Origin of the sequence: Bergeriella denitrificans NBRC 102155 (genome assembly GCF_001592185.1) — a bacterium.
Taxonomy (GTDB): Bacteria; Pseudomonadota; Gammaproteobacteria; order Burkholderiales; family Neisseriaceae; genus Neisseria; species Neisseria denitrificans.
Genome location: NZ_BCWL01000370.1, coordinates 1 through 746 on the forward strand (window position 1 = coordinate 1; position 746 = coordinate 746).

General features: G+C 50.3%; 1 protein-coding gene. It reads left to right on the forward strand.

Features of this window, described 5'->3' with window-relative positions; translation table 11 throughout:
- Positions 1-41 precede the first annotated feature (41 nt).
- Positions 42-746 (forward strand): hypothetical protein (locus BDE01S_RS10865; RefSeq protein WP_218015880.1); only part of this gene is annotated, 705 nt, incomplete at its 3' end.

Here is a 746-nt window from a genome sequence, read left to right on the forward strand (position 1 = left end):
CTACCGCTCCGGGCGCTAACTTTAATACCGATAACGGCGTAGTGATTGTAGCCGATAGCAACAACGACGGCATCATCAACAAAGCAGAAAAAGATGCGGATACCGACAGCAAGTCTGATATTACCGTAAACTTCAGCGGCGCAAATGCCGGCGATATCGTTGTATTGAAAGATTCAGACGGCAACGAAATCGCACGTCATCCGCTGACTGCGGAAGAAGCCGCAAGCGGTACTTACACTTTCCCGAATGTAGTGGATATTCCGACTACAGGCGAGATTAAAGTAACCGCGCAATTCATTGATGCTGCAGGTAATGAAGGCAATACCGGCGAAGATAGCGCAACCGTAGATGCCGAAATCGATGCTCCGATTGTTTCCATCGCCAAAGACAACGGCAGAATCGAGCCTAGCGATGTCAACAACGGCGTAACGACAGCCACAGTTTCCCTGCCGCCTACCGCCAAAGCCGGCGACAAGCTGACTGTTGTAGATCAAGACGGCAACGTGCTGAACAAAGATAAGGTTGATGCAAATACTCCAGATGTATCAATGAACGACTATGTCTTGACCGAAGAAGACATTGCACAAGGCAGCATCACAGTAACTGTTAAACCGACCGAGCCGGGTACAGAAACCGTTGTCACCGCTACCTTGACCGATCCTGTAGGCAACACAGCCACAGGCTCGAATAAGGCTATCTCTGCAGTAGATGTGACGCCGAACGAGCCTGAACAAACCGAAACCCCA